This window comes from Pseudomonadales bacterium, from assembly GCA_041395665.1.
Classification (GTDB): domain Bacteria; phylum Pseudomonadota; class Gammaproteobacteria; order Pseudomonadales; family UBA7239; genus UBA7239.
The window spans coordinates 25,707-50,155 of record JAWLAB010000009.1 but is presented as its reverse complement, the minus strand read 5'-3'; the positions used below and the strand labels follow the sequence as shown (position 1 = coordinate 50,155).

Annotated in this window: 16 protein-coding genes and 2 pseudogenes; 16 read left to right on the top strand and 2 right to left on the bottom strand. The window is 47.0% G+C overall.

The features are described from left to right. Nucleotides 1–2,838 carry a response regulator gene (locus R3E63_10515; protein ID MEZ5540354.1) on the bottom strand — a complete coding sequence of 946 codons (2,838 nt, stop codon included), beginning with the start codon at nucleotides 2,836–2,838 and terminating at the stop codon, nucleotides 1–3. Nucleotides 2,839–2,913: 75 nt separating this feature from the next. On the opposite strand from R3E63_10515, the gene cysM reads away from it, so the two are divergent. The 6 genes and pseudogenes from cysM (at nucleotide 2,914) to tsaB (ending at nucleotide 9,250) form a co-directional block, all read left to right on the top strand. Then, nucleotides 2,914–3,804, top strand: coding sequence for a cysteine synthase CysM (gene cysM, locus R3E63_10510; protein ID MEZ5540353.1), 891 nt, complete (start codon nucleotides 2,914–2,916; stop codon nucleotides 3,802–3,804). Nucleotides 3,805–3,857: 53 nt separating this feature from the next. Beyond that, nucleotides 3,858–6,092 (top strand): bifunctional (p)ppGpp synthetase/guanosine-3',5'-bis(diphosphate) 3'-pyrophosphohydrolase, encoded by a 2,235-nt coding sequence (locus tag R3E63_10505; GenBank protein MEZ5540352.1) that lies wholly within the window; start codon nucleotides 3,858–3,860, stop codon nucleotides 6,090–6,092. 94 nt (nucleotides 6,093–6,186) lie between these two features. Beyond that, a pseudogene (adk, locus tag R3E63_10500) lies at nucleotides 6,187–6,823 on the top strand (adenylate kinase). 3 nt (nucleotides 6,824–6,826) lie between these two features. After that, nucleotides 6,827–7,789 (top strand): ferrochelatase, encoded by a 963-nt coding sequence (gene hemH, locus R3E63_10495; protein ID MEZ5540351.1) that lies wholly within the window; start codon nucleotides 6,827–6,829, stop codon nucleotides 7,787–7,789. 203 nt (nucleotides 7,790–7,992) lie between these two features. After that, nucleotides 7,993–8,505, top strand: a complete 513-nt coding sequence (locus R3E63_10490; GenBank protein ID MEZ5540350.1) for a hypothetical protein — start codon at nucleotides 7,993–7,995, stop codon at nucleotides 8,503–8,505. Nucleotides 8,506–8,572: 67 nt separating this feature from the next. Beyond that, the gene (tsaB, locus tag R3E63_10485) at nucleotides 8,573–9,250 is read left to right on the top strand and encodes a tRNA (adenosine(37)-N6)-threonylcarbamoyltransferase complex dimerization subunit type 1 TsaB (protein ID MEZ5540349.1); all 678 of its coding nucleotides are present in this window, start codon (nucleotides 8,573–8,575) and stop codon (nucleotides 9,248–9,250) included. Between the two features lie 13 nt (nucleotides 9,251–9,263). Here tsaB and R3E63_10480 read toward each other — a convergent pair whose 3' ends face one another. After that, complete coding sequence (locus R3E63_10480) at nucleotides 9,264–11,654, bottom strand: penicillin-binding protein 1A (GenBank protein MEZ5540348.1); 2,391 nt, start codon at nucleotides 11,652–11,654, stop codon at nucleotides 9,264–9,266. Between the two features lie 172 nt (nucleotides 11,655–11,826). On the opposite strand from R3E63_10480, the gene R3E63_10475 reads away from it, so the two are divergent. From R3E63_10475 to R3E63_10430, 10 genes and pseudogenes are all read left to right on the top strand, one after another. Next, nucleotides 11,827–12,888, top strand: coding sequence for a pilus assembly protein PilM (locus R3E63_10475; protein ID MEZ5540347.1), 1,062 nt, complete (start codon nucleotides 11,827–11,829; stop codon nucleotides 12,886–12,888). After that, on the top strand, nucleotides 12,888–13,460 hold the full coding sequence (locus R3E63_10470; protein ID MEZ5540346.1) for a PilN domain-containing protein: 573 nt from the start codon (nucleotides 12,888–12,890) through the stop codon (nucleotides 13,458–13,460). Before R3E63_10475 ends, R3E63_10470 begins: the two co-directional genes overlap by 1 nt. Continuing rightward, a pseudogene (locus R3E63_10465) lies at nucleotides 13,460–14,217 on the top strand (type 4a pilus biogenesis protein PilO). The gene R3E63_10470 and the pseudogene R3E63_10465 overlap by 1 nt, the downstream one beginning before the upstream one ends. 210 nt (nucleotides 14,218–14,427) lie before the next feature. Further along, nucleotides 14,428–14,700 carry a pilus assembly protein PilP gene (locus tag R3E63_10460; GenBank protein ID MEZ5540345.1) on the top strand — a complete coding sequence of 91 codons (273 nt, stop codon included), beginning with the start codon at nucleotides 14,428–14,430 and terminating at the stop codon, nucleotides 14,698–14,700. 95 nt (nucleotides 14,701–14,795) lie between these two features. After that, nucleotides 14,796–15,089: a hypothetical protein gene (locus R3E63_10455; protein MEZ5540344.1), complete on the top strand. Its 294-nt coding sequence runs from the start codon at nucleotides 14,796–14,798 to the stop codon at nucleotides 15,087–15,089. A gap of 575 nt (nucleotides 15,090–15,664) precedes the next feature. Next, nucleotides 15,665–16,978: a type IV pilus secretin PilQ gene (gene pilQ, locus R3E63_10450; GenBank protein MEZ5540343.1), complete on the top strand. Its 1,314-nt coding sequence runs from the start codon at nucleotides 15,665–15,667 to the stop codon at nucleotides 16,976–16,978. Beyond that, nucleotides 16,978–17,568 (top strand): shikimate kinase, encoded by a 591-nt coding sequence (locus R3E63_10445; GenBank protein MEZ5540342.1) that lies wholly within the window; start codon nucleotides 16,978–16,980, stop codon nucleotides 17,566–17,568. The genes pilQ and R3E63_10445 overlap by 1 nt, the downstream gene beginning before the upstream one ends. A 26-nt stretch (nucleotides 17,569–17,594) precedes the next feature. Further along, on the top strand, nucleotides 17,595–18,680 hold the full coding sequence (gene aroB, locus R3E63_10440; protein MEZ5540341.1) for a 3-dehydroquinate synthase: 1,086 nt from the start codon (nucleotides 17,595–17,597) through the stop codon (nucleotides 18,678–18,680). A gap of 9 nt (nucleotides 18,681–18,689) precedes the next feature. After that, entirely contained in the window at nucleotides 18,690–19,601 is a 912-nt protein-coding gene (locus tag R3E63_10435; GenBank protein MEZ5540340.1) for an SPOR domain-containing protein, read from the top strand. Nucleotides 19,602–19,719: 118 nt separating this feature from the next. Beyond that, nucleotides 19,720–24,411 carry a glutamate synthase-related protein gene (locus tag R3E63_10430; GenBank protein MEZ5540339.1) on the top strand — a complete coding sequence of 1,564 codons (4,692 nt, stop codon included), beginning with the start codon at nucleotides 19,720–19,722 and terminating at the stop codon, nucleotides 24,409–24,411. Nucleotides 24,412–24,449 lie beyond the last annotated feature (38 nt).

Below are 24,449 nucleotides of genomic sequence, written 5' to 3'. Positions count from 1 at the left end.
TCAAGAAAAATAGGTGAGAGGGTCGTTTTCGCGCCGCCAGTTGAGCAAAGCATCGACGGCGACATTGAAGTGTGGCAGTGCATCCGCTATGTATTCGGTCATTTCTTTTTTTATCAGTGTTTCTATCGAATCACAGCAATTTTTTAGATGGGTAACCCCGCAATAACAGCAAGCGCCATGCAGTTTGTGTATGCGCTCTCGTGCTTGTGTGAAGTCATTGTTGCTAATGGCTTGCATGATAGCGTTGCGATCTTCTGCTAGCGTTTGAAAGAGCAGGTCTAACATTTCACCGGCCACATTGGGTTTGTTGCTGCATGCCTGTAAAGCTACTTGTTTATCAACGCAGTTGCCATAAAATATCGGTACAAAAACACCATCTGGCTGTACAGCATGAGTGGCTTTAGGTTTGGTATCGTTAACAATGGCGTTTACTTCAGTGGTGCCAACCTGTATTCGCTGTGTCCATTTTTCCAACATATTCAGTAGCTGCTGTTCGCTAGCTGGTTTGCTGAGGAAATCATTCATGCCTGCTTTAATCATATGCTGCCGCTGCTCAGCTAAAGCGTGTGCGGTGAGGGCGATAATGGCTGTGTTGCGCTGGTTGGTTTGTTCCAAGTAGCGAATTTTTTTGGTCGCTTCTATGCCATCCATCACCGGCATTTGTATATCCATAAAAATTACAGCAATGTCTGGATTGTTTTTGTAGCACTCGACGGCTTCTTCGCCGTTTGTGGCCAACAGAACTTTTGCACCAAGATCTTGCAGAATAGTGCTGATCAGTTTTAGGTTGAGCGCGTTATCGTCTACAGCCAATACCACGGGCGCTGGGCCAGTAATCGCTAATGTGGGAGAGAGATCTACGTTAGGTAGACGACTGGATAGATTGAGTGTTTGGCACAGCATTTCCAATAAACGGCTTTCTGTCACCGGTTTCTGCAACAGAACTGCAGAAGGAAATTGACCTGTTAGTTGCGAACGAGCTGGCGCAGTGAGAGACACAATCAACGCACACTGGCGCAGCTCGCAGTGTGCAGCTATTTGCGCAAGCTGTCTAACTTCACTGTCGTCATAACAAACGGGCAGGTTAACGAGCAGCGCGTGAATAGCTTGTTCTGTTCCAAAATGGCGATCAATCGTAGGTATCACTTGATCAGGATGATCGGCTAGTGTGGGTTGTGCACCCCACGCCGTGAGCATATGACTGCTGGTTAGACGCGATAGTTTTTCTTTATCACAAACAAGAATGTGATGGTTGTTGAGTAAATCATGATTGCTTTGAACAGGCTGTGTATCGGCAGTATCTAAGTGGATGGTAAACCAGAAAGTGGTGTTGCCCTGTTCACTGTTATAGCCAATATCACCACCCATCTGCCGCACAATTTTTTGTGAAATCGCCAAGCCTAAACCTGTGCCAGCATGTTCTCGTGTGGATGTGCTGTCCAATTGTGTGAAGGCTTTAAAAATTTCATGTTGACCATTGAGTAAGCCTTTACCTTGGTCATTGACCTCTATTTTCAATAGCGTTTTGTGTGCCTCAATCTGATCAGCAGATACGCGCACCACAACATTACCCGTATCTGAACACTTGATGGCGTTGCCAATCAGATTGGTTAGCACTTGTTTGATGCGCAACGGATCACCCAATAAGAGACGCGGAACATCACTGTAAATAATAGGCAGTAATTCCAGCCCTTTATCGTGCGCGCTTGGCGCTAAGACTTGCAGTACTTCCTCTACCGTTTCTTGTATGTTGAATGTGGTGTAATCCAAAACCAATCGACCGGCTTCAATTTTGGAAAGGTCGAGCACATCATTAACGAGTGTGAGTAGTCCTTCTGATGATTTGCGAATATTGCTCAAGTAATCCAGTTGTTGTGGATTGAGTGATGTTTTTAGCAAGAGTTTGCTGAATCCGATGATGCTGTTGAGCGGTGTGCGAATTTCGTGGCTAGTGTTGGCTAAGAACTCCGATTTAATTTTACTGGCTTGAATAGCTTCGCGCCGCGCAAGATCCAATTCAATATTTTGAATTTCGATCGTTTCCAATGTTTCGCGCAAATCTTGTGTCGATTGTTCAATGTGGCTTTGTAAGCTTTCGTGCTCTTCCGTAAGTGCTGTATGCAGTGTGCGAATGGCGCTTTCTAGCTCAAGAGCTTCAGTAATATTGCTACCTGTTGATGGATCAACAGCTTCACCTTTGCTCAACGCTTGTGTGTTGACGGTAATTTTTTTGATGATATCCGTTAGTCGATCACCAAAGAGCATTGCGAGCCAAAATGCCAGTGCCAGTACAATAAATACAATGCTGAAATCAATCAGTGCTGTTCTGTATTTATGCAGCATGATGAAGCTTTGTGTGAATTCAAGGCGCACCCAGCCGATGGGAAGATTGTTGGTGTCGTTGCGATTCAGATGAGCCGCTCCTGATAGACGCGGTTGCCGTACAGGGAGTACCAGTTGACGCGCGTGGTCAGTGCTGAATTCCATCGATTCTGATGTGAACAAATTAAGCGTGGTATCCCATGGTGTGTGCAAAGGGCCTGCGTGCGCAATTTCTTTATTCTCTTTATCGTAAAAAGTAATGGAGCGCAGTAGAGGATATTCCAATGCTAATTGGGCAATATTTTCTAATCCCGTGGTGTCACCTTTTTGTAGTGCGCTGTAGGTTTGTCTTGCCACTTGCTGGCCATAAACACTGCTCACTTCATTTTCATAATGCGAGATATCACGCACTAAGGCATAGGTGAGGTAGGTGCCAATGAGCAGCGAACAAATAATGGCGGGGCCAAGCGCAAATGCAGTGATATAAGTGCGCAAATTTCTGTGACGCATCTTCATGGAATGTACTTTGTTGTCATGAGTGAATCCGCGTAGAATCCGCGCTGGTTATTATTGTGCAAGGCGGCTGTTGCGATGGATTATCCCACAATCGAAAGCTGTATCGGCAACACGCCGTTAGTGCGCTTGCAGCGACTCGGACAGGGCAACAACAACCACATCTTATTGAAGCTGGAAGGCAATAATCCTGCGGGTTCCGTCAAAGATCGACCCGCCGCCAGCATGATTGCGGAAGCAGAGCACAGCGGCCGTATCCAACCTGGCGATACTTTAATTGAAGCAACCAGCGGCAACACCGGTATCGCGTTGGCGATGGTGGCTGCCATTAAAGGTTATCGCATCATTTTAGTGATGCCCGACAACATGACCGCAGAGCGCAAAGCAGCGATGACGGCTTACGGTGCAGAATTGATGTTGGTGACACAGGCGCAGGGCATGGAAGGCGCACGCGATTTAGCGCTGCAAATGCAAGCGGAAGGACGCGGCAAAGTATTGGATCAATTCGGCAATAGCGACAATCCTTTGGCGCACTATCGCGGCACTGGCCCTGAAATTTGGCAGCAAACCGCAGGGCAAATCACGCACTTTGTCAGTTCGATGGGCACAACGGGCACCATCATGGGAACTTCGCGTTTTTTGAAAGAAAAAAATCCTGCCATACAAATTGTTGGTTTGCAGCCAAAAGAAGGTTCTAGCATTCCTGGCATTCGCCGTTGGTCGCCCGCGTATTTGCCCAGTATTTTTGATGCATCACGTGTGGATGTGGTGATGGACGTTGCGCAAGAAGATGCCGAACGCACCATGCGTGAATTAGCGCGCCGCGAAGGTATTTTTTGCGGCGTGTCTTCGGGTGGCGCGGTGGCGGCAGCGTTGCAATTAGCGCAGAGCGTTCACAATGCCACCATCGTCGCCATTATTTGTGATCGCGGTGATCGCTATCTTTCCTCAGGTATTTATGATGTTTGAGACAATGATGCCGATGCATACTTCTATTTTGTTTTGTTCTTTATTGAAAACACATGGTTAAGATTCGAGACGATCATCCGATTGCTGCGGGTGGCGATGTTGATATTGACGCATGGCTGGCAGGTATTGAAGCGGCACATCATTTTTCTGGCGAGCAAATAGCGCAATTGCGTGCGGCGTGTTTAACGAGCCGCCGTGCAGAGTTAGCGCGCAGTGAATCGGATAAACGCTGGCAAGACACCAGTTGTTTTCGCACCGGTTTGGAAATGGCGGATATTCTCAGTGAACTGAGTTTGGATGCAGAAACACTGGTTGCTGCCATTCTTTACCGTGCTGTGCGTGAAGAACGCATTCCATTGGAAAAAATCGAACAAGATTTTGGCGCGGGCGTTGCCAGTTTGATTGATGGTGTATTGCGCATGGCTTCTGTCAGTGCCATGCAAAGCCTCGAAGACGAAAGTGTGCTTGGTCGCGCAGCCAATGTACAGGTTGAAAACTTACGCAAGATGTTGGTGGCAATCATTGATGATGTGCGCGTTGCGCTGGTTAAAATTGCTGAACGCACTTGCGCGATTCGCGCAGTCAAAAACGCTTCTGATGCAAAACGGCGGCGTGTTGCGCGCGAAGTGATGAAAATCTACGCGCCACTAGCACACCGTTTGGGTATCGGGCATCTGAAATGGGAGCTGGAAGATTTAGCGTTTCGCTATTTGGAGCCAGACGCTTATCGCCGCATTGCCAAGTTGTTGGATGAGCGGCGCATTGATCGCCAGCAATTTGTTGATGAAGCCAAACGGCAATTGGAAACGGCGTTGCAACAAGCAGGTGTCGCTTGCGAAATCACCGGGCGCGCCAAACATATCTATAGCATTTGGCGAAAAATGCACAATCGTGGTATTGGTTTTTCGCAGGTGTATGACATTCGTGCGTTGCGTGTTTTGGTGTCCAGTACGCAAGATTGCTACACCGCTTTGGGTATCGTTCACGGTTTGTGGCGCAATATTCCCAACGAGTTTGATGATTACATCGCCAACCCCAAAGAAAATGGTTACCAGTCTTTGCACACGGCAGTGATTGGTCCGGCGGGCAAAGTGTTGGAAGTGCAAATTCGCACATTCGATATGCACACCGACGCGGAGTTTGGTGTGTGCGCACACTGGCAATACAAAGGCTCCGATGCCGCCGATGAACAAAGCAGCAGCTACGAAACCAAAATTGAATGGCTGCGCCAAGTATTGGCGTGGCACGAAGAAACGGGCGGTAATTTAGATTTAGTGAAAGAGCTGCGCACCGGTGTTGTGCAGGATCGCATTTATGTTTTCACACCCGAAGGGCATGTGGTGGATTTGCCGCAAGGCGCAACCGCGTTGGATTTTGCGTATCACATCCACACAGGTGTTGGACATCGCTGTCGCGGTTGCCGTATCAATGGCCGTGTGGTGCCGCTGTATCAAGTGTTGCGCACCGGCGATCAAGTGGAAATTATTACCGGTAAGCGCGAAGCGCCGAGCCGCGATTGGTTGACTTCTGGCTTGAATTATCTGCACACCGTGCGCGCAAAAACTTGCGTGCAACAGTGGTTTCGTCAGCAAGCGGCTGATGAAAACATGGAGAACGGCCGCGTGATTTTGGATCGCGCTTTTCAGCGTTTGGCGGTGTCACCGCAATTGGATTTAGAAGCGCTGGCAAAAACATTGGGACATAAAAAGCTCAATGATTTGTATGTCGCCATCGGTACGGGCGAATGCAACATGACGGTGGTGTTAGATGCCGCGATGCATTCCGGTGGCGTAATGAAACAATCGGATTTATTGCTGGATTGGGATACGCAAGCCGAAACATTGTCGCAGGCCATCCTTGGCGCAGAAGGGCATTCGCTGCGTTTAGCGCCTTGTTGCAATCCAGTCGAAGGCGATGCGATTGTCGGTGTGATAGACGCTGACAATATTATTTCGGTGCATCAACTATCCTGTGATCAAGCGCTGCAAATACAGTTGGATCATCCAGAACAAATCATGGCGGTGAATTGGGGTGGCGTGCGGCGCAGTACTTTTCCCGCATCCATTGCTGTGTATGCTTACGACAGGCGCGGTTTGCTGCGTGATGTCAGCTCGTTATTAGATAAAGAAGAGGCCAATGTCATTCGTTTAGACACGGTGACGGATAAACAAACCAACCTTGTTGAAATGCATATCACCTTGGAAGTGGAGAGCTTTCAGTTGTTGAGTCGATTGTTGGAAGCGATTAATCATATTCCCAATGTCTACAAAGCCAGTCGGGAAGTGTGATCTTGCTTCTATATATGCTGGCTTGAGTAAGCGGATTCAGCTGTGTAAGGTGTGAACGAAATTAAACAACCGTCAATGTGAGGCGTGATTAAAAATGAGAGTGATTTTGTTGGGTGCGCCAGGTGCTGGCAAAGGTACGCAAGCAAAACTGATTATGGAGAAAATGGGTATTCCTCAAATTTCCACCGGCGATATGTTGCGCGCTGCGGTTGCTGCGGGCACTGAGTTGGGTTTGCAAGTGAAAGACATCATGGCATCGGGTGGTTTGGTATCAGACGATTTGATTATCGCGCTCGTCAAAGAACGCATTGCTCAGCCCGATTGCAGCAAAGGCTTTTTGTTTGATGGATTTCCTCGCACAATTCCACAAGCAGAGGCGATGCAGCGCGCACAAGTGCAAATTGATCGCGTGATTGAAATTGATGTGCCGGATCAAGACATCATCAAGCGTTTGAGTGGTCGCCGTGTACATGAAGCGTCGGGTCGCGTGTATCACATTGAACACAATCCACCGAAAACAGCTGGTGTGGATGATGTTAGGTGAGCCTTTAATTCAGCGCGCGGATGACACAGAAGAAACCGTGCGCAAGCGTTTGCAGGTTTATCACGAGCAGACGCGCCCATTGGTTGATTTTTATCAGCAGCACGGCGGCGAGAAGGCTTATCGCAATGTGCCAGGCGTTGGTAGCGTGGAAGAAATTAGCCGACGCGTACTCGCTGCGTTGCAATAACGCATGAATCGTGCGGTTCTACTGGTTTATCTCGGTTCGCCTGCGAGTGATGAACAGCAATCTATCCGACAATTTCTCAATCAATTCCTCTCAGACCGGCGCGTTGTAGAAATACCGCGCTGGCTCTGGTTGCCGTTATTGCGTGGCGTGATTTTGCCGTTGCGCAGTAAACGCGTAGCGAAGTTGTATCAATCCATTTGGACGGAGCAGGGCTCGCCGCTCACTGTAATCAGCTTGCGCCAAGCTGAATTGTTGGAAAAATCTTTAGCGTCACCGGATGTTTTAGTACGTGCTATCGCTGCATACGGTGATTATTCACTGAAGCAATGCGTTGCCGATTTGCGTCAGCAAGGCGTTGAACGGTTTTTAGTGTTACCGATGTACCCACAGTATTCCGGCACAACAACAGGAGCAGTGTACGATCAAGTGGCAGAAATATTTACGGCGCAGCGACATGCTCCTGATATTCGTATCGTGCGCGAGTATTGTTATCGCGAGGATTACATCGCTGCATTGGCAGACTCCATCCGCAAACACAGAGCGCAGCAAGGTACAGCAGAGCTGTTGTTGTTTTCCTTTCACGGTATTCCGCAGGCGTGCGTAGATCGCGGCGATCCTTATTACGAACAGTGTTTGTATACAGCGAACGCCGTTGCGAGTGCATTGAATCTTGCGAGCAATCAGTGGCGCGTTGGCTTTCAGTCGCGTTTTGGTCGCGCGAAATGGTTACAGCCGTACACAGATGAAGTGCTAGCGTCATTACCAGCGGAAGGCATTCGTCGCGTCGATGTGGTGTGTCCTGCGTTTGCGGCAGATTGTTTGGAGACGCTGGAAGAAATTGAACACGGCAGTCGAGCGTGTTTCATCGCTGCGGGTGGGGAATATTTTTCTCGAATTGAGTGCCTCAATGACAATGAAGAACACATTGCCATGATGAACGCGATAGTCGCTGAAAATGATTTTTAAGAAAACTTTGTGTGTGCATTTGCCCGTTTGGACAAAAAAATGGCAAAAAAGATGAAAAAAAGTCCCCAATAACACAAAAAAATGTTTTTGAGTGGTGCAAATCTTGAAAAATTAAAATAATATCTGTGTCAAGCCCGTATGGGAGTGGTTACGAGCTTGCAGTAACAAACTATTAACACTACCAAACCATTGAGGAATGAAACATGGCGAGACCAAAAAAGAAAACTGCTAAACGAGTTGTTCGCAAAGCGGCTGCTAAGCCAGCGAAAGCATTGTCAGCTTCAGCAATCGTTAGTGCTTTGAAAGCCAAATTGGCTGCCAAGGCAGAAGCCGATCTGCAAAAAGCCCAGGCGAAGTTTGTTGCTAAGTGGACTAAAAAACGCGCTGCTGCGGATAAGAAGAAGCTTGCTTCTGCTGCTAAGAAAGCCGCTGCTAAAGCAAAAGCTGCTGCTAAGAAAGCTGTTGCTAAAGCGAAAGTAGCAGAAAGAAAAGCTGCTGCTAAAGCAAAAGCTGCTGCTAAGAAGGCTGCTGCTAAAGCTGCTAAAGCTGCTAAGAAGCAAGCAAAGGCTGATGCGAAAGCGTCTAAAAAAGCTGCTAAGCCAGCAAAGGCTGCTAAAAAAGCCAAAGCTGCTAAACCAGCTAAAAAAGCCAAAGCCGCTAAAAAACCAGCGAAAAAAGCTGGCGCTAAAAGAGGCCGTCGCCCAGCTAAGAAATAATCTTTGGCTAGGTTACAAAAAGACCCCCGGCATCCCCGGGGGTTTTTTTTAGAGCGGAGGAATGGGTGTGAGTTGGTTAGTCATTGATACAGCAAGTTCAGATTGTCGTGTTGGTTTGCTGCGCAGCAGTGACAGACGATTGTTTTCTAATATAGAAAGCGCAGCCCAATCACACTCGCGCTGTATCCTTTCCATGATTGATACGCTGCTAACGCAAGCGTCTACCCCGTTGCCTACAATACAAGCGTTAGTTTGGAATGCTGGCCCCGGATCTTTTACTGGCATACGCATTGCCGCCAGCGTGGTGCAGTCTTTGAGCTACAGTTTGCAGATTCCTTTTCTTTCTTTGTCATCTTTGGAAATTATGGCGTACGCCGCCGCGCACAAAGAATCCGGCCCACTACCAATCTGCGTTGCGCTTGATGCGCGCATGAATGGTATCTATTGGGCAAGTTTTTCGATTGAGAACGGAGTGCTATCTCGCACAGAAGAAGATCGACTAGTGGTTAAGGAAGAGTTTGAAAAGCACTGTTGCATGGTAGATCGTACGATTTTACTTGTTGGTGATGCGTGGCCGTCAGTTATGCAGCCTACAGACAGCAATACTGCGCTAGAGGATTTAATTGCACTGGCGCGGTTCAAGCAGCAGCAAGATTGGCAAAATACTGCTGCTAGCTGCTTACCAAACTATGTGCAATCTACTGTTGGCTGGCAAAAACGCACACGAGTACGAGCTGTTGAGTGATTGGCAGTTAGTTTCAAAATAAGTAGTCGTCGCCTTCTGTGGCCGCAGGCGATTCCACGCCACTTTCATTATCGATCACATCATCGCCGTGAAAAATTTCAAAACCTGCATCTGTTTCACCGCTGGTGGCTTCTTGCCCTGTTGCATCGCTTGTGTGCGTTTTTACTGTAACTAGGCCTGGAGGTATGGTGCGCTCCATAACGGGATGGTCCTTGAGTGCTTCGCGCATAAAAGAAATCCAAATCGGCAGCGCAGCCGTGCCACCGAATTCACGCCGCCCAAGCATAGTGTTGTCATCAAAGCCTACCCATGCCGCTGTGGCAATGGATGGGTTATAGCCGACGAACCACACATCAGTGGGGCCGTTGGTCGTGCCGGTTTTACCGGCGATATCACTGCGTTGAAGCACTGTCGCAGCGTGGCCTGTACCACGACGAATAACATCTTTCAGCATGTCATCAATGATGTAGGCAGTTTGTGCATCTACAACGCGTGGCGCCAATTTGGTGTCACTATTTAACGGTAGTGTTTGTTCGCAATCGGTGCAGGCAATAACTGATTCTTGTTTGAAGATAATCTTTCCTTTTGGATCTTCAATTTGCTGTACCAAGTGTGGCTCAACTTTGAATCCGCCATTGGATAGTACGGTGTAGGCAGCGGCCATCGTAAATGGCGTAAACGCATGTGAACCCAAGGCTAAAGAGAGGTTGGGATCCATCTTGCTTGTATCAAAACCAAATCTGGACAAACTGCTAATCAAGGATTTGACCCCAATACTTTGTAGCAATCGAATAGCAACCATGTTTCTTGATTGGTATAAGGCTTGGCGTAATGGAATGGGGCCAAGATAAGTGCCACCGTGATTTTCTGGACGCCAAGGTTTTGACATTCCCGCTTCTTGAAACACGATAGGTGAGTCATTCACTAAGGACGCAGGCGTGTAACCATTTTCTAATGCTTTGAGATAAATAAATGGCTTGAAGCTGGAGCCTGGTTGACGCAAAGCTTGTGTGGCTCGATTAAATTTGCTGTAGGCAAAATCAGTACCACCCACGAGAGCAATAACTTCACCAGTTTTGCTATCAATGGATACCAACGCCGATTGAATGCGTGGGATTTGGCTAATCTCCCAAGAATTTTCGCCTTTGGAGCGAACGCGGATGAGGTCTCCGACTTGAAATGTTTGAGCAAAATTTTTGGGTGGCGCTGCAACGGCATTTTCAGATTTATAAGGCTGTAGTAATTTTGCCTGTGCTGCGCTCCACGCAATACTGGCGGTACGGTTATTAGATAGCGTGATATCAATCGATGATTTATTTATTTTAGTAATAATCGCTGGTTCTAAATTATGTACTGTTGAAAAGTCTCTGAGCGTAATGGACCAGTAAGCGGATATCTGGCGTGGAGGAAGTGGGGGGATAGGAAAATGTTTTTCGGGTCCACGATAGCCGTGACGCTCGTCGTAATTGACCGCGCCATCCCACACCGATTGCTGTGCAACTAATTGTAAGTTTGAGTTCACTGTCGTTCGAACAATATAACCGCCGTTGTATGCTTCACGGCTCAGTTTATCCACAGCAAATTGTCGAGCGGCTTCTGCAACATAAGGAGCGTTGAGATCTGTTTTTAACCCATGATAAGTGGCTGTTTCTATTTCGATAATGCTTCTATCGTAAGCTGGCTTGTCTATGTATCCGAGCGATAGCATGCGACCCAAAATCCAGTTGCGTCGAATCAGTGCCCGCTCAGGATTAACGATCGGATTGTATTTTGATGGCGCTTTAGGCAGCCCTGCCAACATGGCCCATTGCGCCAGTGTCAGTTGATCTAAAGTTTTTCCGTAATACACATAGGCTGCAGATTGCGCGCCGTAGGCCTTGTGCCCCAAATAAATTTTATTGACATAAAGTGCGAATAACTGCTCTTTTTCCAGCGTGCGCTCAAGTTGGATTGAAAGAAGAATTTCGTTAAATTTCCGTATAAATGTTTTTTCAGCGCTGAGAAAAAAATTTCGTGCTAATTGCATAGTGATTGTGCTGCCACCGGAGCGAATACGCCCTGTTTTTACCAATTCAGATGCTGCTCGCGCCAATCCAGTGGGGTCGACGCCACCGTGAGAGAAAAAACGATCATCCTCAGCAGCTAATACAGCGCGCACATATAAAGGAGGGAGAGCGGAATAAGGCAGAGGTTCTCGGCGCATTTCCCCAAATTCAGCAATGAGTAACCCGTCTTTGCTGAGAATTTTTAGGGGAGTTTGTAGTTTGAGGTCGAGAATGCTGTCTATTTTGGGTAGCTGAGGCCCTAAATACAGCGTAAAGCCACTTAATAGAGCTGCTCCTGCGGAGCAGATAAGTAGCAAGCTAAGGGTAATGAAGCGAATAAACCAAAGAATAAAACGCATTAAAAGTCTGTTGTATCAGTTAGTTATGCCAAAAATAGGCCGAGCCACAGCGTGGCAGGCATTATAAGTATGATTTTGTGAATTAGGTATCGATTTGGGTGCTTGCAGACTTTACTTAAAGTAATGTAGCATCACCTTGTCGTAAGTATCGGATGCAGATAGGAAAATGGCTATTTCAGGACTCTTCCAAAGAAAACAACCACCGGTGCTGGGGCTGGACGTCAGTTCAACTTCAGTAAAACTATTGGAGTTGAGCCGCACCGCTGCGGGCTATCGCGTAGAGAGCTACGGTGTTAAGCCTCTGCCCCCTACGGCGGTAGTCGAAAAAAATATCGCGGAGCATGAGGCGGTCGCTGATGCTATCCGACGAGTGGTTCAGCAGTCAAAAACTAAGCTGAATCATGCTGCCGTAGCGGTGGCGGGCTCTGCAGTCATCACGAAGGTGATAGAGATGCCTGCTGGGCTAGATGACGATGCAATGGACCTTCAGATTCGCATGGAAGCCGATCAATACATCCCTTATCCCATCGATGAAGTGGCTCTGGATTTTGAAGTAATCGGTGCTTCTCCCGGTCAAGCTGATCGCGTCGAAGTGCTGCTGGCGGCTTGCCGTAGTGAAAATGTGGATAGCCGCAAAGAGGCTATTGAAGATGCGGAGCTGGTTGCCGCTATTGTGGATGTCGAAGCGTATGCTATGGAGCGAGCTTTTTCACTAATTTTGCCCCAACTGGGCGGCGGTGAAGACTCCGTAGTAGCTATTTTGGATGTCGGCGCAACTATGACGACATTGAATGTGCTTCACGGTGGCAAAATTATCTACACGCGCGAGCAATTATTTGGCGGCAAGCAGCTGACAGAGGAAATTCAGCGCCGCTACGGCTTGTCAAATGAGGAAGCTGGCTTGGCTAAAAAGCAGGGCGGCTTGCCCGATGATTATGAAAGCGAAGTATTGCAGCCGTTTAAAGACGCGGTAGTGCAACAAATTACTCGCTCTTTACAATTTTTCTTCTCCTCCGGCGACTTTAACGAAGTGGACTACATCGTACTTGCAGGTGGAGTGGCCTCTATGGATGGTCTGAGCGACTTAGTACAGGAAAAGCTGGGCACGCCGACAACAGTTGCAAATCCATTTGCCAATATGTCCGTCGCCTCTCGCATTAACTCCATTGATCTGAGTAATGATGCCCCAGCCTTGATGATTGCAACGGGCTTGGCGCTGAGGAGTTTTGACTGATGGCTACCAATATTAACTTACTGCCTTGGCGGGCAGAACTGCGAGAGCAAAAGAAGAAAGAATTCTTGGCAATACTCGGAGCAAGCGCCCTTGTTGGTGTGTTTATTTTTGCAGTTTGGTATCTGGCATTGGCTGGTTTAGTTGATCACCAAAAACAACGCAATACAAAAATTGAAAATGAAATTTCGCTGCTGGAAAAAAAGGTGAGTGAAATCGCTGAGTTGAAGAAGCAACGCACGGATATGCTGGATAGAATTAAAGTAATCCAGAGCTTGCAGGGGACGCGTCCCTTGATTGTGCATATTTTCGATGAGTTGGTGAATAAGCTGCCGGATGGCGTTTTCTTTTCTCGCGTAGAAAGAAAAGATGACAAAATTTTAATTAGTGGGACAGCTGAATCAAATAACAGGGTGTCAACATTGATGCGAGATATGAATAATTCGGATTGGCTGAAAAATTCTGTTCTAACAAAAGTACAAGCTAACCCAACGTTTGGTGAACAGGGAACGGATTTCGATGTTAGCGTTGATGTTGTATTGCCAGAAAACAATAAAAAAGAGGGTGAAAAATAATGTCACTCCAAGATAATTTTGAAAAACTAAAGAATGATTTTAGTAATTTAGATCCGGAGAATATGGGTTCATGGCCCATGCCGGTAAAAATTGTGTGTTGGGTTTTAACTGCAGTCATTGTGGTTATTCTTTCGTATCAATTTGTGCTGAGTGATAAAGCGGATGAGTTGAATCGTGAGATTCAGAAAGAGGCAACTCTGCGCACAAGTTTTGAGACTAAAGTTGGAGAGGCTGCCAACTTAGAAGCCTACAGAACTCAGATAAAGGAAATGAAAGAGTCTTTTGATGCATTGGTAAAACAATTGCCAAAAGATACAGAAGTGCCAGGGTTGTTAGATGATATTTCCAATGCGGGGCAAAAAAGTGGGCTCAATATTGGTTTTATCAAACTGCTATCTGAGAAAAAAGCTGACTTTTATATGCAGCTGCCGATAGATATTCAAGTGAGTGGTGGTTTTCACGATTTCGGTGCGTTTGTTAGTGGTATTGCTGGACTTCCTAGAATTGTTACATTGCACAATTTTGTAATAACCCCTGCAGGAGCTGCTACCAACAAGCCTCTAATGCAGGCGCGGCTAATAGTAGTGATTCACAAGGAGGGGAAGAGCTAACGATGACAATCACTGCGAAAACATATCGCTATGTATCAAGTGATGAGGGGGTTAGCGCCGCTCCTGCTGATGCAGCTAGCAAGAAAAAGGCGGCTGGAAAAGATAAAAAAGCTAGCAGCAAAGCTGGTAAAGGCGGTGACAAATGATCAGGATGTTTGCCGGTAAATCTTCTTTTTTGGGTGTTGCCGTTGGCCTTAGCACAATGTTAGTGGCTGGGTGTGGCGACAGCGGAATGTCTGATTCTCGATAACTATATGCAAGAAGTTCGAGCAAGACCTGTTAAGCCCATTGATCCTATTCCTACTTTCTCAGTTTGAGACCTTTGAATATAAAAGTGGCAGGAAAGCGCAGCCCTTTTGAAAGCGCCACAGGCTTTGCAGGAAATCGAAATTGATGGTGGCAAGATCGCAGGCGCTGCTGTTATTAAGCCGGATGAATTGCGACCTAAAGAGTATCTAGAAGGCTTCAATATCACATCCATTACAATGGTGGGGACTGTCACCAAAGACGGTGAAATATGGGGGCTGGTTGATGATGGTACTGCCAATATCCATAGAGTACAGGTAGGGAATTACATGGGACGCAATCACGGAAGATCTACTATATTGATAAGGGTCGGATCGACTTGAAAGAAATTGTACGAGTGGGCCAGATCAATGGGCTGAGCGTCCGAAAACGATGCCGTTACGCGAATCCGCAGAACAATAATATTGGGGAAAATAAGATGAAACATCAGTCGAGCATAACTGGAAAGGAAAGGGGTGGTCTAGAAAAAAATGAAAAAAATACTGGTGGCCTCGGCGCCCTTATTGTTTTCTTCTGCTCTGTAGCCTCCTTGGCTACTACGCTTGAAAATATTTCGTTCTCCTCACTGCCTGGTGATCGCTTTGAAGTGAAGATGGATTTTGATTCTAAGCCTCTGAACCAAAAAGGCTACAACATCGATAAGCCCGCTCGAGTGGTAATGGATTTTGAAGGCGTAGAAAGTGCCTTAAAGAAAAATACCCGCTTTCTTTAGGGTAGTGCAAAAGAGCGCGAATGTACTTTCGGATGGAGGAAGAACTCGGCTCATCCTCAATATGACGCAGCTAGAAGCCTATAAAACGCGTTTTGAAGGGAAATAGCTTCATCATGACTGGCAAAAATGAAATACAAGAAGGATGAGTAAAGGAATTCTGCTGAGAAAAATTTCATCAGACACATCGACCTATGGGTCAGCGATTAAAGATGTTGATTTCCGTCGAGGCGAAAACGGCGAGGGTAGGGGTCGTTATTACTATGAGCGACCCTAATGTAAATGTTGGCGTAGAGGGATGCATCTAATCAAATCACAGTAAATTTTGGTGATACGCAGCTGCCAGTGGAATTGAGACGCAAGCTGGATGTGACTGATTTCGCAACACCGGTACAGTCTATTTCTTCGGATGTAAATGCGGGCAATGCTGTGTTTTACTATTAAGTCAAGCGGTGAACTACGATTACATGGCATACCACAGACTGATAATCAGTATGTCATTAGCGTGAAAACAGCTATCTGCTAAAGAGCAAGAAGATAGATCGCAAAAGTTCAGCTATGTTGGTCAAAAACTTTCATTGAACTTCCAAGATATTCCTGTGCGAGCCGTTTTACAGTTAATTGCTGACTTTACCGAGTTGAATTTGGTGGCCAGCGATACCGTTGATGGAAAAATCACACTGCGATTGGATAATGTGCCTTGGGATCAAGCGTTGGATTTGGTGCTGAAAACCAAAGGCTTGGATAAGCGTCAAGTGGGCAATGTTTTGATGGTTGCGCCCGCGGCTGAAATTGCCACACGCGAACGCGAAGAGATAGAAGCAAGAAAACAAATGAAGGAACTTGCACCTATTCGCACGGAATTCCTACAAATTTTGTATGCTGATGCCAAAGACCTGTACAAGCATTTTTCAAAAGCTGGTGGTAGTAATAGTTCTGATTCCGAGAGCTTGCTGTCATCCCGTGGCTCCGCCACTTTAGATGAGAGAACCAACTCCATTACAGTCCATGATACCGAAGATAAAATCCAGCAGATTCGAGAGTACATCAAGCGCATTGATATTCCTGTGCGTCAAGTATCCATTGAAGCCAGAATCGTAAAAGCAACCTCTGGGTTCCGTGAAGACTTGGGTGTGATGTGGGGTATGGATCTGAGTGCAAAGGACACATTTATTAATGGATCCATTAATAATGTACTGAGTGGAAATAACGCTATTTTTAGAAACAGAGGCGATAAGAGCGGCTCGTACATTAAACCTACTGATTTGGATATCATCAGTACGCCTACGGGTGCGGATTCTATGGTGGTGGATATGCGTGCTAAGCCAGAAGAAGGCGACCCAGGCTCATTCTCTATCGGCTTCTTAGGTAATGATGGCTGGCTGGCGGTTGAATTATCTGCTTTGGAAAAGACAGGCAAAGGCGAAGTGGTTTCTCAGCCTAAAGTTATCACTGGCGACAAACAAAAAGCGGTGATTAAGAGTGGTCAGGAAATTGGTTATCAGGAGGCATCTTCAAGCGGCGCTTCAACCACTTCGTTTAAAGAAGCAGTATTGAAGCTGGAAGTGACACCTCAAATCACACCGGACGATCGCATCATCATGGATTTGATTATCAATAAAGACAGCATTGAAAGTTTTGTTGCGGGCATACCAGTTATTGCTACAACAGAATTGACAACACGAGTGCTGGTGAATAATGGCGAAACAGTTGTTTTGGGTGGAATCTTTGAGAACGAAACAGTGGATGAAGTGAAGAAAATTCCATTCTTAGGTGACTTACCAATGGTTGGCCGATTCTTCCGCAACACTTCGAAGAGCGATAGTAAGACTGAGCTGTTGATCTTTGTAACACCTCGTCTGCTACAGGATCCACTCGCTGATAAGCGTTAATGGTAGAAGATGATAGTCAGTACGGTGAAAGCTCCAGTAATGCAGCAGAACCAGTAAGTAGTAGCTCTTCCCCATCCAATCTGTATCTTGTCGGCCCTATGGGGGTCGGCAAGACTACAGTAGGCAAGGCGTTAGCAGAAGCTTTGCATCTTCGTTTTATCGATGTCGACAGAGAAATAGAACTGCGTGCCGGTGCTGATATTCCTTGGATTTTCGATGTTGAAGGGGAGGCAGGATTTCGACTGCGAGAATCACGCGCGCTAGAAGATATTGCCTTGCAATCAGGTCAGTTGGTTGCCACGGGCGGTGGTATCGTCTTATCTGCAGCCAATCGCCAAATGATTAAAGATACGGGTTATTGCATCTATCTCAAGGCAGACCTACAACAGCTTGTGCATAGAATTGGTCGCGACAAAAAGCGCCCCTTGTTGCAAACAGGAAATCCTCGAGAAGTTCTTGGCAAAATATTAGAAGAACGAGAGCCGCTGTATATGGAAGTGGCCAACTGCGTTGTACAAACCACATCCAAACCTATGAAGTATGTGGTACGCGAAGTTATCCGCCTTTACCGCTTGCATTATAATTTGTAGCCCATTTGCCCATTGTGGTGCATTTCGTGAAAACGCTTTCTGTTGATTTAGGCGAGAGATCCTATCCTATTTATATTGGATGCAACTTACTTCGGGATGCGTCTTATTTGCTTCCGCATCTTACGGCCAAGCAAATTCTTATTGTGACGAATGATCGTGTTGCCCCGCTGTATTTGGAGCGTGTTCAGCAACTATTTTCTGGATTGAGCTACAGTATTGTTGTTTTACCGGATGGGGAAAAATATAAAAATATTGAGACCATCAATACTATTTTTGATGCGCTGATCCGAGATAAGCACAGCAGAACCACAACATTGATTGCGCTGGGTGGTGGTGTCATTGGAGATATGACGGGCTTTGCTGCTGCGTGCTATCAAAGGGGCGTTTCTTTTGTCCAAATCCCTACGACGCTCTTGGCGCAGGTGGATTCTTCTGTTGGCGGGAAGACAGGCGTTAATCACCCGTTGGGTAAAAACATGATTGGTGCATTTCATCAGCCTGCTTGTGTATTGATTGATGTGGAGACCTTAAACACATTGCCAGAGCGTGAATATCGATCTGGACTGGCTGAAGTGGTTAAGTACGGCTTAATTAACGATAAAAGTTTTTATCAGTGGTTGGAGCAAAATGCTGATTTATTGATACAAAGAGACCCAGCTACTTTGATTCATGCGATTGAATGTTCATGTGCAAACAAAGCAAATATTGTTGCGATAGATGAAAAAGAATCAGGTGTGCGCGCGTTGCTCAATTTTGGCCATACCTTTGGGCATGCCATTGAAGCATGGCAAAACTACACCGGTTTTTTGCATGGAGAAGCAGTGGCTATTGGCTCTGTTATTGCAGCAGAGCTGTCTGTGATGTTGGGTATGCTCAGCTGTGAAGAGAAAAACGCTATTTGTGCGTTGTTATTACGCTTGGGGCTACCTATACACACGCCGAGCGAGATGATATCCGATACTTTTATCGAGTTTATGCAGCATGATAAAAAAATACTGGATGGAAAGTTGCGACTCATTTTGTTGGAGTCAATTGGCAAGGCAGTGATTAAAGATTCTGTGTCGGTTGATCTGATTAAGCATGCGATTGATGCTTGTCGCGTTACTAAGTAAGGGGCTATTTTGAGCGATTTTTCATCCAGAAAAGAGCCGTCTTTTTTAGATCAAACTATTCCTGATCTCGATCGAATTTATATGGATGAATCCGATGATTTCTTTGATGAGTCTGTTTCTGGCGACGAAACATTGATAATAGAAAATCGTCGTGGTTACTCGGGCTCCTCACGGATACAGCAGAAAAGAAAATTTACTTGGCCTCTTCTCACTATTGCTATTGCTTGTTTGAGTGTTGTGTTGTGGTTGGCTACTCGAAGCGCTCCAGATACACCATCGGCAACTGTGGTCAGTGAATCCAAGCCAGCAGAAGTTGTTGCAGCTTCTTCAGGTAATGCTGCCCAGTCAGTCACAACAAGTTCAAGTGCGCCGGAGGCTTTGCCTGCTGCGTCGCCGCAAGCAGTAGTGCCGGCAACAACTGTGGTGACTACTCCCGCGCCAATGACACCTGTATCCACGCAGACGCAGGAGGTTGCTACTGATCAGAGGGAGAAAGCCAGCGCTACAGCCGAGCAAGCGACAAAATTGGCATCGCCGCCAAAACATCAAAAGATGACGCTAGCCACTACGAAGCCGGTAGTGCAAAAGCCTGATGCAATAAACAAAAAAACCACTCCTGTTGAAAAGATTGCAGCAAAGCCTCGTACTACGAAATGGACAGCTTCGCCTGAGCGCTTCACCGTGCAGCTAGTGGCAGCATACAGTGAGGCTGGAGTTAAGCGCGTTCAAGCCAACCTACCATCCTCGACCCCCAATGCAATCCATAAAACAAAGAAGGAAGGTAAGCCGTGGTTTATTTTGATCTACGGTTCCTATGCGACAAAACAGGAAGCGCTCAATGCCCAAGCTCACTTGCCAGCGGTGGTAACCAAAGAGCTTAAGCCGTGGGTTCGCCGGCAAGGTGAAGTGTTTTCTCAATAGAGCGAAATCCCTCCATTTTTTTCTTCACAAGCGAACAGCTTTTTCGGTAGAATCGCTCCCCCGTTTTTTTATCCCTGATTGGATTTCTAATCACCCTATTTAATAGTGGAGACAACCTATGCCTGTGCGCGGCTTATACGACCCGTCCAATGAACACGATGCCTGCGGTATCGGGTTTGTCGCTCACATAAAAGGCCAGAAAAGCCATGCCATTGTTGAGCAGGGGTTACAGATTTTAGAAAACCTTGAGCATCGCGGCGCGGTTGGTTCAGACCCGTTGATGGGTGATGGTGCAGGTATTCTGATTCAGATTCCTGATCAGTTTTATCGTGAGGAAATGGCGAAACAAGGCGTGGATTTGCCACCTGCTGGCGAATACGGCGTGGGTATGGTGTTTCTGCCTAAAGAGCCGGCTTCGCGCATTGCTTGTGAGCAAGAAATCGAGCGGGCAGTGCGCAATGAAGGGCAAATCATTTTGGGATGGCGCGATGTGCCGGTTGATCTGGCGATGCCTATGTCGCCAACGGTGCGCGCAAAGGAGCCCGTGATTCGTCAAATTTTTATCGGCCACAGTCAAGATATATTGGTGACGGATGCGCTGGAGCGCAAACTGTATGTCATTCGTAAATCATCTGGTCATGCCATTCAATCGCTGAAATTGATTCACGGCAAAGAGTTTTTCGTGCCGTCGATGTCAGCGCGCACCGTGGTGTACAAAGGCCTTCTGTTAGCGAATCAAGTTGGCGTTTACTACAAAGACTTGCAAGATCCACGCTGTGTTTCGGCGTTGGCTTTGGTGCATCAGCGCTTCTCCACCAATACCTTCCCCGAATGGCCGTTGGCGCATCCGTATCGCATGATCGCCCACAATGGTGAAATCAATACCGTAAAAGGTAATTTTAACTGGATGCGCGCGCGCGAAGGCGTGATGAAATCCTCAGTGCTGGGCGATGATTTGAAAAAATTATTCCCACTGATTTATGAAGGTCAGTCGGATACCGCGTGCTTTGACAATGCACTGGAATTGTTGGTGATGTCTGGCTATCCCATCGCGCAAGCCATGATGATGATGGTGCCGGAAGCGTGGGAAAACCACGCCCTGATGGATGAAAACCGTCGCGCGTTTTATGAATATCACGCGGCAATGATGGAACCGTGGGACGGCCCTGCTGCATTGGCGTTCACCGATGGTCGTTACATCGGCGGCACTTTGGATAGAAACGGTTTGCGTCCAGCGCGTTTCTTAGTGACGGATGATGATTTGGTGGTTATGGCATCTGAATCGGGTGTGTTGCCTATTCCTGATGCCAAGATCAATAAGAAATGGCGCTTGCAGCCAGGGAAAATGTTCCTGATTGATTTAGAAGAAGGCCGCATCATTGGTGACAAAGAACTAAAAGACACTTACGCGAACGCCAAGCCTTATAAAGCATGGGTGAACTCGGTTCGTGTGAAATTAGAAAAACTGAAAGAAGTTGAAGCTGCACCAGTAGAGGTGTCTGCTGTCAGCTTATTGGATAAACAACAGGCTTTTGGTTACACGCAAGAAGATATCAAAACTATTTTGTCGGCGATGGCGGCGAATGGTGAAGAAGCCACTGGCTCCATGGGTAATGATTCACCTTTGGCAGTTATGTCCAACAAGTTGAAACCGCTCTATAACTATTTCAGACAATTGTTTGCGCAAGTTACTAATCCGCCGATTGATCCAATCCGCGAAGCCATGGTGATGTCGCTGGTGTCCTTTATCGGTCCTAAACCGAATTTGCTGGATACCAATAACATTAATCCGCCATTGCGCTTGGAAGTGTCACAGCCGGTGTTGGATGTGGCTGATATGCAGCGCATTCGCAATATTGATTCGTTGACAGGTGGAAACTTTAAATCGTTCGAACTCAACATTTGTTATCCCGTTGCATGGGGAAAAGAAGGGGTTGAAGCGCGTTTGGCCTCTTTGTGTGCAAAAGCGGTTGATGCAATTCGAGATGGTTACAACATTCTGATTGTTTCCGATCGCAAAATAGATGCGGATCATGTGGCTATTCCTGCATTGTTGGCGACTTCGGCTATTCACCAGCATTTAGTGAAAAGCGGTTTGCGTACGGCAACAGGCTTAGTGGTAGAAACTGGTTCAGCAAAAGAAGTGCATCACTTTGCTTTGTTGGGCGGATACGGCGCAGAAGCGGTTCATCCGTATCTCGCTATTGAGACTTTGCTCGACATGGCGAGCAAACAGCCGAAAGAATTTTCAGCAGATAAAGTGGTTTACAACTTCAAAAAAGCGATCAGTAAAGGCTTGATGAAAGTGATGTCGAAAATGGGCATCTCCACTTATATGTCTTATTGCGGCGCGCAAATTTTTGAAGCGATTGGTTTGAATCGCGCGCTGGTCGATAAATATTTCACAGGAACACCTTCCAATGTAGAAGGTATCGGTTTGTTTGAAATTGCCGAGGAAGCGGTGCGTCTGCATCAACAGGCTTTTGGGCGCGATCAAATATTGGTCAATATGTTGGATGCCGGTGGTGAGTACGCTTTCCGTGTGCGCGGTGAAGAGCACATGTGGACGCCGGATGCGATTGCAAAATTGCAGCATTCCACCAAAACCAATAGCTACAACACTTATAAAGAGTACGCGCAAATCATTAACGATCAGAGCCAGCGCCACATGACGCTGCGCGGATTGTTCGAATTCCGCTTTGATAAAGCGCAGCCAATTTCTTTGGAAGAAGTAGAGCCAGCGAAAGAAATCGTCAAACGATTTGCTTCAGGTGCGATGTCACTGGGTTCGATCAGCAGTGAAGCGCATACCACGCTGGCTGTTGCCATGAATCGTATCGGTGGCAAATCGAATACGGGTGAAGGCGGCGAAGATCCTAAGCGTTATCGTCAAGAACAAGCGGGCGTTGCGATCCAAGATGGCGACACCATTGCATCTGTCATCGGCAGCGATCGCATTGTTGTGGATATTCCGTTGCAAGCGGGTGATTCGTTGCGCTCGCGTATCAAGCAGGTTGCTGCGGGTCGTTTTGGTGTGACGGCAGAATATTTGAATTCTGCGGATCAAATTCAAATCAAAATGGCGCAAGGTGCGAAGCCGGGTGAAGGTGGTCAATTGCCCGGTGGAAAAGTAACAGACTATATCGCGCAGTTGCGCTTTTCTGTACCGGGTGTGGGGTTGATTTCGCCACCGCCGCATCATGATATTTATTCCATCGAAGATCTCGCGCAATTGATCCACGATTTAAAAAATGCAAATCCTCGTGCATCTATTTCTGTAAAATTAGTAGCGGAAGTAGGTGTGGGAACAGTTGCGGCAGGCGTTGCAAAAGCAAAATCTGACCACTTGGTGATTGCGGGTCACGACGGCGGTACGGGTGCTTCACCGCTATCGTCTGTGAAGTATGCCGGTGCACCGTGGGAATTGGGTTTGTCGGAAACGCAACAAACTTTAGTGCTCAACGGTTTGCGCAGCCGTATTCGTGTGCAGGCTGATGGTCAGATGAAAACAGGTCGCGATGTGGTAATTGCTGCATTGTTAGGCGCTGATGAAGTTGGTTTTGCCACTGCGCCGTTGGTGGTTGAAGGTTGCATCATGTTGCGTAAGTGCCACTTGAATACTTGCTCGGTGGGAGTTGCTACGCAAGATCCAGTGTTGCGTGCAAAATTTGCAGGCAAACCAGAGCATGTGGTGAATTATTTCTTCTTCGTTGCAGAAGAGGCGCGTCAAATTATGGCGCAGCTCGGCGTACGCACTTTTGATGAATTGATCGGTCGTGTCGATCTCTTGGATAAATCCAAAGCGATTACACACTGGAAAGCAAAAGGTTTGGATTTCAGTAAATTGCTGCACCAGCCTGAGTCTAACGGCGCAGCTCTTTATCATGTGGAAGATCAAGATCACGGTCTTGATAAAGCACTGGATAATGACTTGATTGCAAAATCTGCTGCTGCGTTGGAAAAAGGTACAAAAGTTTCTTTTGTTTCTCCCGTGAAAAATTTGAACCGCACTGTCGGCACAATGTTGTCGAACGAAGTGGTCAAGCGTTATGGCCATGATGGCTTGCCGAGTGACACTATTCATATCGAATTAAATGGTACGGCGGGGCAATCGGCAGCAGCATTTTTAGCGCATGGCATCACGCTGGATTTGGTCGGTGAAGGCAATGATTATGTAGGCAAAGGTTTGTCTGGTGGCCGCATTATTGTTCGTCCAAGCAAAGATTTCCGTGGTGTGACCGCAGAAAATATGATCATTGGCAACACTGTGCTTTACGGTGCGATTGCCGGTGAAGCGTACTTCTGTGGTGTGGCGGGTGAGCGTTTTGCAGTGCGCAATTCTGGCGCGGCAACGGTTGTTGAAGGCGTGGGCGATCACGGCTGTGAGTACATGACAGGCGGCACTGTAGTTGTGTTGGGCGATACCGGACGCAACTTTGCAGCGGGTATGTCGGGTGGTATCGCGTATGTGTATGACCCTGCAGGCAATTTTGCTAGCAAGTGCAACATGGATATGGTGAAGCTGGAGTCCGTATTAACGGTTGCTGAGCAAGATAAACAAGTGGATCGCACACTGTGGCATAGCGAGCTGCGTGGTGGCGAAGGTATTGAAGACGAAGTGTTATTAAAAAGCTTGATTGAGCGTCACGCCAATTTTACTGGCAGCGAGCGTGCAAAAGAAATTCTGAATGATTGGGATAGAAATCGCGCGCTGTTCGTTAAGGTATTTCCTGATGAATATCGTCGTGCACTGCGTGAAATCAACGCAGCGGCTATGGCAGACAAAAAACAGGCAGGCGTTTCTGCTTAATGGTTGTACGGCAAACCTGATATAGAAATAGGGGTTGT